This is a genomic window from Moraxella atlantae NBRC 14588 (assembly GCF_001591265.1).
GTDB lineage: Bacteria > Pseudomonadota > Gammaproteobacteria > Pseudomonadales > Moraxellaceae > Faucicola > Faucicola atlantae.
On sequence record NZ_BCUL01000035.1, the window covers coordinates 1 to 10,502 of the forward strand.

12 protein-coding genes and 1 pseudogene are annotated in these 10,502 nt (G+C 39.1%); 10 read left to right on the top strand and 3 right to left on the bottom strand.

The annotated features are described in order from the left end of the window. The coding region (locus tag MA2_RS10105; RefSeq protein WP_156470949.1) for a transposase at positions 1–243 on the bottom strand (243 nt) is incomplete at its 3' end. Positions 244–344: 101 nt separating this feature from the next. On the opposite strand from MA2_RS10105, the gene MA2_RS10110 reads away from it, so the two are divergent. The 3 genes from MA2_RS10110 to MA2_RS10120 are packed head-to-tail and all read left to right on the top strand — an operon-like array spanning position 345 to position 3,426. Continuing rightward, the gene (locus MA2_RS10110; RefSeq protein ID WP_067059469.1) at positions 345–2,819 is read left to right on the top strand and encodes a DUF637 domain-containing protein; all 2,475 of its coding nucleotides are present in this window, start codon (positions 345–347) and stop codon (positions 2,817–2,819) included. 2 nt (positions 2,820–2,821) lie between these two features. Further along, a complete protein-coding gene (locus MA2_RS10115; RefSeq protein WP_067059471.1) occupies positions 2,822–3,145 on the top strand; it encodes a CdiI-like immunity protein in 324 nt (107 codons plus the stop codon). A 23-nt stretch (positions 3,146–3,168) separates the two neighbouring features. Then, complete coding sequence (locus MA2_RS10120) at positions 3,169–3,426, top strand: hypothetical protein (protein WP_067059472.1); 258 nt, start codon at positions 3,169–3,171, stop codon at positions 3,424–3,426. Between the two features lie 230 nt (positions 3,427–3,656). Here MA2_RS10120 and MA2_RS10125 read toward each other — a convergent pair whose 3' ends face one another. Next, complete coding sequence (locus tag MA2_RS10125) at positions 3,657–4,049, bottom strand: hypothetical protein (RefSeq protein ID WP_067059474.1); 393 nt, start codon at positions 4,047–4,049, stop codon at positions 3,657–3,659. A 142-nt stretch (positions 4,050–4,191) separates the two neighbouring features. Here MA2_RS10125 and MA2_RS10975 point away from each other — a divergent pair. The 7 genes and pseudogenes from MA2_RS10975 to MA2_RS10155 form a co-directional block, all read left to right on the top strand. Next, positions 4,192–4,356: pseudogene (locus MA2_RS10975) on the top strand (IS1/IS1595 family N-terminal zinc-binding domain-containing protein); the annotation flags it as partial. Positions 4,357–4,375: 19 nt separating this feature from the next. Next, the gene (locus tag MA2_RS10130) at positions 4,376–5,269 is read left to right on the top strand and encodes a DUF637 domain-containing protein (protein WP_487246366.1); all 894 of its coding nucleotides are present in this window, start codon (positions 4,376–4,378) and stop codon (positions 5,267–5,269) included. Between the two features lie 8 nt (positions 5,270–5,277). Beyond that, positions 5,278–5,670, top strand: coding sequence for a hypothetical protein (locus tag MA2_RS10135; RefSeq protein ID WP_067059477.1), 393 nt, complete (start codon positions 5,278–5,280; stop codon positions 5,668–5,670). 291 nt (positions 5,671–5,961) lie between these two features. After that, entirely contained in the window at positions 5,962–6,318 is a 357-nt protein-coding gene (locus MA2_RS10140; RefSeq protein WP_067059479.1) for a hypothetical protein, read from the top strand. Between the two features lie 35 nt (positions 6,319–6,353). Next, positions 6,354–6,902: a hypothetical protein gene (locus MA2_RS10145; RefSeq protein ID WP_067059481.1), complete on the top strand. Its 549-nt coding sequence runs from the start codon at positions 6,354–6,356 to the stop codon at positions 6,900–6,902. 10 nt (positions 6,903–6,912) lie between these two features. Next, positions 6,913–7,965: an esterase/lipase family protein gene (locus tag MA2_RS10150; protein WP_067059483.1), complete on the top strand. Its 1,053-nt coding sequence runs from the start codon at positions 6,913–6,915 to the stop codon at positions 7,963–7,965. 79 nt (positions 7,966–8,044) lie between these two features. After that, a complete protein-coding gene (locus MA2_RS10155; RefSeq protein WP_079352066.1) occupies positions 8,045–9,121 on the top strand; it encodes a lipase secretion chaperone in 1,077 nt (358 codons plus the stop codon). 304 nt (positions 9,122–9,425) lie between these two features. Here MA2_RS10155 and MA2_RS10160 read toward each other — a convergent pair whose 3' ends face one another. Beyond that, positions 9,426–10,418: an IS5 family transposase gene (locus MA2_RS10160; protein ID WP_067059489.1), complete on the bottom strand. Its 993-nt coding sequence runs from the start codon at positions 10,416–10,418 to the stop codon at positions 9,426–9,428. Positions 10,419–10,502: the final 84 nt, after the last annotated feature.

The following is a 10,502-nucleotide window of genomic DNA, read 5'->3' on the forward strand; positions in this document are numbered from 1 at the left end:
TACACTGACAGGAATGAATGTTGGTGTATTGCGGTAAGCGTCATTGTTAATAAGTGTGGGTAGTTGGTCGGTTTGAGCTTGTTTGGCTTTTTGTTCTCGTTTCCAGTTGTGTAAGAGATTCTGGTTGATGCCGTTGTCTCTGGCTATGCTGGCAATTGACCGCCCTGATCTTATCGCTTCTTGGACTAGAAATTCTTTGAATTCGTCACTGTAGGTCTTGCGCTTGGGTTTGTTGGTTGCCATTTTAATGTCCATTTAGTGAAATCATGGACATTATCTCGCTTCATCTAAGAGTGCAGTAGAGGGGATGATGGTCGGGGGCTTACCATTAATCTCATCTTGGCTTGCCCCGTGCTTTCCCTGTCGCCATTAGCATTGAAGGGCTAAATGATATCTACGAGCGTGGTAAAGAAGGGGATAAGAGCTACAGCCTACACAACAACAATCGCTCAAGCAACATCACCGCTGACAAAGGCATTGTCATTCAAGCCACAGGCGCAGATAACCAAGACCCTAAAACCGTGACGACCTCAGGGGCACCCAATAATATCATTATCAACTCAGGCACCTTTACTGCCAAAGAAGGTGATATTGCCATTAGCAGTGTGGGCAATGTCATTCTGCAAGCGGCTCAAGACAGTATCTATGATGCCGAAACCCAAACCAGCAAGAAGAAAAGCTGGGGCGGACTTAAAAAGAAAGTCACCATCACCAGTACCACCGAAGATATCCGCAATGCCGACTCTGTAACATTGATTGGTAACAATGTCAGTGTCAATGCAGGTGACAATATCATCAGTTACGCCACCGATATCAAAGCCCCCACAGGACAAGTCAGCCTACAAGCAGGGGATGCCATTCGCTTAATGGCAGTTGATGAAGTGGACAACAAAAATGTGGATGTCAAAAAGACTTCAAGCTTTATTGGTATCAAATACAACAAGAACCACACAACCGATACTCGCAACGTATCAAGCGAGTTACCATCGACTTTGGTTGCCAATATTATTGATACAGGCTCAGGCGACGATACTTATTTGCAAGGCACGGAGTTTGAGTACTTGCAAGGGGCAACTATCAAAGCAGGCGTTGGTATGAAAGCAGTGCCTGATGCCAAGATTATCTTCGATACCATTAATACGACGGTACAAGAGAACCACACCCGTGAGTTTAATAATGTGGTGTGGCAGTCGATGAGTGAGAAAGGCTTTGTCGATGAGACAGGGACGTTGCCGAAGTTTACAGGTCCAACCACCCCTAGTTTCTCTGCCCCTGGTGGGTTGATTGTCCAGGTGCCGCTCTCTGAAAAAGAGCAAGCTGATAGCACGAACTTGGTGAATGTGGTTAACCGCATGGGTAACCAGCCAGGCTTTGAGTATTTGCAGGAGATTGCGAAACGCCAAGATGTCGATTTTAGTGTGGTGCAAACCGCTCAAAAAGAGTGGAACTATAAACAAGAAGGGCTAACGCCTGCTGGGGCGGCGTTATTAACGGTTGCTGTTGCTTGGGCGGCAGGACCTGCGGCTAGTGGCATTTCATCAAGTTTAGGCGGGGGTGTTGCAGGTGCAGCAGGCGGTGCTGCCTTTACTTCGCTTGCAACGCAAGCTTCTGTGTTATTGGTAAACAATAAGGGTGATATTAACAAGACATTAAAACAGTTAGGTAGCAGCCAAACGGTAAGAGCCACATTAACCGCTGCATTAACGGTTGGGGCACTTCAATACGTTAATAATACGGTGATGCCAGGGGTGCTAGATAAGTTATCGATTGAAGATGCTAAGTCTTTACAAGGCAGATTGGTTAGTGGTGCGTTTGAGGGGACGACTTCTGCCTTAGTTGATACAGCAATTAACGGTGGTAGTTTAGAGGATAATCTTAGAATTGCCCTTTTGATGAGTGAGGTGAATGCCGCGCATGGGTTTGCTGCAACCCAAATCAAGATGGCAGTAAACAATGATATTTTAAGAATTATTAGCCAAAGTGTAGCAGGTTGTGTAGCAGGTGAAATTCAATCAGGTCAATGTGGTGCAGGTGCAATTGGTTCAGGTGTTGGGGAAACAGTTGCAGAATATTTATTGAATGGACGCAATCCAACCTTTGTATCTGATTTAGAAAAAGAAAGAATTTTAACCATTGCAAATTTTGCATCAGCCGTAACTGCTGCTTATTCTGGTTATGATGCCAATGTAGCTATTCAAAACTCTGCTACAACTGTTTTGAATAATAGTTTTAAGGATAAAGCTATAGAAAAGTTAGAAGTAGCTAGAAAATTTTTAGATGAAAAATCGCAAAAAGCACTTGATGATTTAGTAGCTGCTTATAAAAAAGGGGATATTGAGTTAGCCAAAAAATATAAATCTCAATTGGACGATGCAATAGAGAGCTGGGCCACTTCAGGTCAGTATGAAATACTTGGAGTCAATGCTAAAGCTGCTGTAGGAGCTGCTGTATTTGCGGTTGGAGAGTTATTCATTCCGACGAATATCGTAGATGTTGTGCCTGTAGGTAAGTTGACAAAGGCGGGTAAACTATTAAAACTTGAAGAAGCAGCTACTAAAGGAGTAAAAGACATAGTTTTAAAAGATGGCTATTATTTTGCAGATGGTATGAAAATATCTGAAAAATATTATAATGATTTGTGGACTAAGGGTAGACCAGCCCCTTTTATTCAGGCAAGAGAAATCTTGAACAGTAATCCTAAGGTTATGACTGACCCGAGAGCTAAACCAGGATTTCTTAGATATGTAGCAAATGGATTAGAATTAGTTTATAATCCAACTACAAAAGAAATATGGCACATTCAACCTGAGAAGAAATAACAATGAATATTAGTATACTTAATGATATAGCAGAGCAATATTATAACAGAAAGAGAGAGATAGATTTAATTTTAGAAGAAATTGAACGAAATATTAGAGATTTATTATCTGGTATTTCAGATTCGAAGACTATTGAAGAAAAAAAAAATATTCTTGGAAAACTATTTGTTTTACAAACTGATTTATACAATTTAGTATATAAATACGATTATCCAGTCAATAAGTTTATTAGTAATTTTGTATATGAATTCGATAGACAAGATAACGAAAGTATAGATTATCTTATTAGAGAGATAGAAAACAATACTGATTTTTTGATTGATTAAAATCAAGAGAATTTGATTCTATTATGAATATAATTGATTTAATTCTTAAAATTGAAAAAAGACCAGCACTATATATTTCTAAAAACTATATTAGCTGTTTAAAATCATTTTTAGATGGCTGGTTAATGAATGATAATAGTTCAGATAATCAAGTAGTAATTGGTGATTTTCAAATTTGGATAGAAGATAAGTATCGCATTAATTCTTCTCAATCTTGGGCTGATATTATTTTATTTGGTAGTGGTTTGAAAAGTATGCTCAAAGAAAATCGTTCGGCCTGAGCTTGTCGAAGGGTAGCGATTTTCTTATGGTTCGATAGGCTTACTACGAACGGAAAATCGTATCAGCATACTTTTTGACCCATATCCAAATATTTATTTTCATAATCTATTCAACTTATGGATTTGGAAAAAATGCACCGCTGCATCAATACAATGTTTTGCTTTTATAGGCTCAGCCTACCCTTCTTAAACAATAAAAGTTTCATTGGTTTTCTATTTTGATTTTAGATTTAGTAGAACTCTATTGTACAATCATCTAAATTAAAGGCTAAATTACCAACAATGAAAGAACTCTGATTTATTATATTTCCCAATGAAATATTTAGTTTAGTTGTTGCATTTTCTATATCTGCCTTCCAACCTTCTAAATCTCCATGAAATACCAAAGCGTGAAAGCTTTTACCATTTGGCAAAATTATTTTACATCCTGCTAAATTTGCACCTCCATTAGCTGCTTTAGGTGGATTACTATAATTTGTAATTTTATAAAATTGCTTTTCTACAGATTCTATCATATGATCTTGAAAGTATAATACGCATTGATTTTCAATAGGATCTATACCTGGAATTATTCTTTTGTCTGTATCTTCTAAATTATTAAGTATTTCGTTAAATGTTATCATAGAGTGCTCATTTTGTTGGAGAGATTATAAATTTAAAGTTTGTGATTCCACTAGCCTTAAATATTTGAGTATAATAATTAGCGGTGGTGGTTCAAAAAGTAGGCTGAAAAAAAACAGGCTGAGAAATTGATAAAATAGTGAAATGCAAATCACACTACACATCAAATGCCCAGCCTGTCTAAGTGACAGCATAAAGAAAAATGGCTTAAAAAGCTATGGTAAACAAAACTATAAATGCAAAGACTGCAAGCGTCAATTCATAGGTGACCATGCTTTAACATACCAAGGCTGTCACTCACAAAAAGAATGACCGTTTTATTCGTGGCATTGTCAATGGTACAAGTAATGCGTTGGTGGATAGTGCGGTTAATGGTACGAGTTTAGAGGAGGCGTTAAAACGTAGTCTGCGTGCGTCGATTGTCGATGCAGGGACTGGGTATGTGTTTACCAATGCGGTTAAGGGGCTTGATAGTGATGCTTTGGTTGATAATATTGCTCATAAACTGGCGGCTGGGTTAGTGGGTTGTGCGAGTGCAGAGCTGAATAAGCAGTCTTGTGAGGCAGGAGCTCTTGGGGCGGCTGTTGGAGAGATGGTCGGGGATTATCTAGTTACTGGTGAAGTCCAAGATTTAATTAATAATGATAATCTATCTATAGAGGAAAAAGACCGGATTTTAAATACGGGTAAATTGACTGCTGCTTCACTTGCCTTGTTATTAGGTTACGATGTTAATACGGCTGCTAATAGTGCTGGTACTGCGATTGAGAATAATAGTCTAGTTGCACCACAAAATACTATAGAAGCCTCTTTTAAACAAGCAATTTTAAGAGGTGATGTTGCAGAACTTGAGCTTTTATTAGACTTACAAGGAGTATCTTTAACAGTTGCTGAAAGAGCTATGGTTCAACAGGCAATAACAGCAATACAGAGAGTTGGGGCAAATGATGCAAAAATTTTAGCTGAAAGGTATGGTATAAATTGGGCAAATAAAGCAAATCATATCTTTACCAGTCATTCTGGTCCTATAGGTGAAGCATTACTAAAAAAATTTGGTTCATCAGAAAAAGCTTTTGCTGAAATCTTTAAGGCAGTGGAAAAACTTAATATCAAAACTGCAGGACAAAGTGAAGTTACTGTAAATGTATCTGGAATAATTGCTAAAGTTAGAGTTTTTAATAATAACGGTAAAATAGTAATTTCAACGGTATTAAAATTTTAGGAAAACATATGTTAAATGACGATAATCCTAAAGAGTTATTTAAGTTTGAAAAAGAGTTGTTAAAGTCTGTGATTGAGACTGTTAATGATTCAAATACTAAATCTAATTTAATTGAATTAATTAGTACGTTAATTGTTACTAAGCGAACGATCGATTCTTATGGAGAATATTTAGACTTTGACTTGAAAAACTTTGATGCTTTTAAAAATCTAAACATTGGTAATGGAGTGAAAAGTTTTTCTACAAATGTGATAAGTCCAGATAATACTGACTTTATTACATTAGTATGGTACATACTTCCTAATCAAGAATCCTTCCTAGAAATTAGCTCAGGTATAAATACTTACTCAAGAAATACTTTAATGAGTTGGATTGAAACTAATGGAAAAATAAGAATTTAGCCTATTTTTTAGCGACATTATTTAACTAGGAACACAACTTAATCATTTTTAAAAACGCTGAAGATTACTGGCAGATGACAGGCACTGGTCAAGTTAATCCAGTATATCCCGAATTGAACTTAATTGGATTGGGATTAGGGTCACTTACAAAAAATGGCTTCAAATTTCTAACAAAACAGAGCTTAAATGAACTGCAATAAAGCTTTACTACTATATGGTCTTTTATAAAAGCTACTCAACCAAATTTGATTATGTTACTCAAGACTTTAAAGTTAAAGGAACAGTGAATCCATGATAGTTAAGTTAACCAACTCTGAATTAATTGCCAAAGATTTTACTTTAGGAAATCAATACACTGTTTTAAGCGTTTTGGTTCGCAATCATGCAATTGAAAGCCAAAACATTGAAACACTGATAATAATTAGGCGTGATAGTGATGGTACACCCTGTTTGATTCCATTAACCAGTTTTGAAATATTAGACCCAAGTATACCTAAGGGATGGGTGTTTAACTTTTTTCCCGACAATGTAGGACATAGCATTGAACCTATAGAGTTTACTGGTGATTTTTGGGATAAATATTACGATGGAGATGAAAATGCTGAGAAAACATTTGACTCTGTTTGGAATAGGCTAACAAATTTCTAATGATAAATTATAATAAACTACATAGAGAAAAGCTCATGAAACCCCTAATCCCATTAACCATCCTAACCCTTCTCACAGGCTGTACCACAGCCCATAAAGAGACCCTACCCCCTGAACTCATGTACCAACCACCCAGTTCAGGGCAAACTGCCACCATCCAAGGCAGCATGAAACCCCGCTATGCCAAACTGGTCGGCGACCGTATCGCCTACATCGTCAATATCGACGGCAAACGCCTACCTTTGGAAAAAAAACAGCAATACAAACATCTATGGGATAAACCCTATCCCATTAGCACAGGCGAGCATACCCTCACCGTACAATACAACATGGCAGGGTGGTACACCTTACCTGTTAAAATCAGCTTTAATGCACAAGCCAATCATGACTATCAGCTAGACTTTGCCACCGATATCGGCACTTCGTTTAACAGTGGTAACAGCTACACCGACTTTTGGATAACCGACAAAGCCACCAGCAAATCCATCTCTGAAGTCGTGCGAGCACAGCCTGTGCCTGATATGCCAAGCTACTCAGTACCTATTATCATTCACAACACCCCCAACGTCACCATTCGACACTAAAGGTAATTCTATGCAACGCAAGCAAATCAATGTATCCAAACCTGCACTTAAACTATCACTAGTATTACTTGCCATGAGTACCGCCACCAGCTACGCTCAAACTTACAACTGTGCCACTGACTCAGGCTGTGTACCGATTAAAGAACAAAAAGTCACCTCGGACTACGCCGCTACCAAATACCCAGTTGTGTTAGCACATGGTAGTAATGGTTGGAACAAACTTCTGAATATTACTGACTACTTCCACGGTATCCCAGAAGACTTAAGTGCCAATGGTGCCAGTGTCTATCTCACCAAAACCACCGCTGTCCAAGACAGTGAATATCGAGGTGAAGAGCTGCTAAAGCAAGTTAAAGCCATTGCTGCTATCACAGGTAGTTCCAAAGTGAATCTAATCGGCTATGACCAAGGCGGTAACGATATACGCTATGTCGCTGCGGTTGCACCTGAATACGTCTCCTCAGTAACCGCCATCGCAAGCCCACTACAGGGGACTAAAATGGCAGATTGGTTTGTCAGTAGTGTGGAAAAAAGCCAAACAGCACAAGGTCTATCAGGGAATGACTTAAGCTTTGGTGGCAAACTTGGTGTCGAATTTTTAAACTTGATGGGTGGCTTTACCGATGCCATGTCAGCATTAAAATCAGGTCAACTTGAAAAGCAAGACGGTTGGTCAGCGGTTGAATCCATGAGTAGCAAATATGCGGCCGACTTCAATCAAAAATTCCCGCAAGGTATGCCAACCAGCTATTGTGAATTACCGACCCAAACTCATGTAAATGGTATTGATTATTACTCGATGGGTGGCGTAGGTAATATAACCACATTCATTGACCCATCAGATATTAAGTTATCGTTACTTAGCCTAGCTTATGGTAAAGAACCCAATGATGGCATCGTGGGACAATGTTCAACGCATCTTGGACGAGTGATTCGTGACAACTACCAAATGAACCATTTAGACATGGTCAATCAAATCTTTGGTTTGGTCAGTCTTACCGAAACCAATCCAGTGGCGATGTACCGTCAGCACGTTAATCGTCTTAAAGAATCTGGTCTATAATCAGGTCTTCAGCTTTCATTAAAAGGTTGCTTGGCAGCCTTTTAATGTTTTATCAATCTTTTAATTTAATGCAGCTGACATGGCAAATTCTTCTAATCAATCAAAAAGCTCGATAATTCTTATTTCTTCAGCAGTTTTGCTCGTTCTGGGCTTGTTAGTGGCTGTCATTTTTTGGTTAAAACCAACCCAAACGAGCATCAAGCCATCATCGCAGGCTACCACTACACCAATCACCAACAACAACGCTCCTATTGTCGCTTCAGCCCCACATACTAATGCTCAGCAGAGCGATATCAGCCTAGCAACCAAACTGCCAAAATCATTACAAGGCACTAAGGTCGATGGCGAAATTGTGATTGATGAGCAAAAGCAATTGGTCGTAACCACAGGGTTAAAGAATCTGTTTGATTATTTTTTATCTACTCAAGGGGAAGAGAGCCTAGCTGTCATTGAGCAAAGCACCATCGATTATATCCAAAAACGTACGCCTGAGCCTGCGGCAAGCCAAGCGATTAAAATTTATCGTAATTACTTGGCTTATTTAAAAGCAGTATCGAGTATTGATAAAGAGCTATCAAAATATACCAGTGACAACTCACAACAGATTGATATATCGTTGATTAAACAACAGCAATCTCGCATACAGGCATTAAGAAATCAATATTTTGATGCGGCAACCATCAAAGCTTTTTTTGGGGCGGAGGATGCTCTAAATACTTATACCTTAGCTACGCTTGAAGCCAATCAAAACCCCAATCTAACTGAGACACAACGTCAGCAAATTGAACAAAATGCCAAACAGCAGTATATTGCCAGTATTGCCGATAAACAGTTACAAGCCAAACTGCAACAGCAGGATAATATTGCCACTTTATTGAGTGAGACTGAGAAGTTAAGAAAGCAAGGGGCTAGTCAAGATGAGATTAATGCTCTACGTCGTCAATATGTCAATGAAGATGCGGTGCAACGGTTGAGTCAGTTAGATGCCCAAGAGGCAGATTTTGCGAAACGGGTTGCGGAGTTTGGGCAAGTGCGTCAGCAGATTTTAACAACCTCTGGTAATACGCCAGAGGCACAGCGGCAGATAGTAGAGACGCAGAATAGGTTGTTTAGTCCGCAGGAGCGGTTGCGGCTGGGGAGTTATGTTATAAATTAGATAGGTAGTTGAGTTGCCCCGAACTTGGTTAGGAAAATAGCTCAGGGACATTTATCAAATTAATTTGAGCTTCCTCGAATTAAATATCTATTGTCTTTTTTTCCAAAATTTTTCCCCTTCCAATTTTATATGAGACCTTTGCACAAACCAGCGACCATCTCTCGACACCAATTTCAAACTCAACTAAAAACTGGAATTGGTGTTAAAGAAGTGAAGAAAGTCACCGAATTGGCATAAAAGCCTCCTAAATTGCCGTAAATTAACGTCTATTGGCTAGTTTTACCAACCGATAGACACAATAACCCTAAGCGACCCCATATTTTCGCTTCAAGCCTAGGGCAGTTTTTAAATTATGCACTATGCTAGCAAGCAAAGTACTGGTATGAAATTGCATTAAGCCAAGGTGACGAGCCTTATTCATGCCATAATGCAGTTTAAAATGACCGAATACCCGTTCTACCGTATTTCTGGTTTGGCTCTTTTGGGTATTGGTACGTTTTTGTTGTTCGGTAAGTGGTGTATTACGCCATGCCCTATCATGGATATGATTGTTGATAGGTGGCTCATGCTCGGCAAGATAGTCGTCATGGGCTTGGCTTTTATACGCACTGTCGGCGTAAACGGCAGATTCATCACCTGTTAAAAGCGTGGTAAAACATTGTGAATCATGGACATTAGCAGGGGCGGTTTGAACTTTTTTGACAAAGCTGTCTTCATCACAGTTAAGATGGATTTTATAGCCGTAGGTGGTTTTTACTTTGCCTGTGCTGTCTTTTTTGCTGACGTAGGCAGCTTCGTTATCTTGGGTATTGTCGGTATGTTTGCCTTTTTTAGCTCGTTTGTTTTTGGCTTCAACGATACTGGCATCAATGATGCTAACACTGCCTGCTTTGATGATGATGTTTTGCTCGGCTAGTTGTTCATTGATTTGGTTGAATAAGGGTTCAATGAGTCCAAGTTCACCTAAGTGTTTGTGGTATCGCCAAATGGTGCTGTGGTCGGGTACGTTATCGGTAAGTGATAGCCCAACAAAGCGACGAAATAGTAAGTCTCTTGCCAGTTGTTTTTCCATGGCTGGGTCGGATAGGTTATAGAGTTTTTGTAGTAGTAAGATTTTAAACATGATGACAGGGTGAAAGGCACTTTCGCCACGGTCACTGCTATGAACATGGCCTAGGGTGTGTTCGATACTTTGCCAGTTGATTAGGTCGTGTAGTTCATCGAGTTCTTCGATGGCTTTGTGAGCGTTAATGAGACTGTCTGCTAGGGAGAGTTGCCCTGTTTGTTTCCATGCCATATTCGTGTCTTTTGCTATCTGTTTGATTTTACTGTATTATATCACTTTTGCAAACTTTTGTGCATTTTTTCGTGCAAAGGTTTC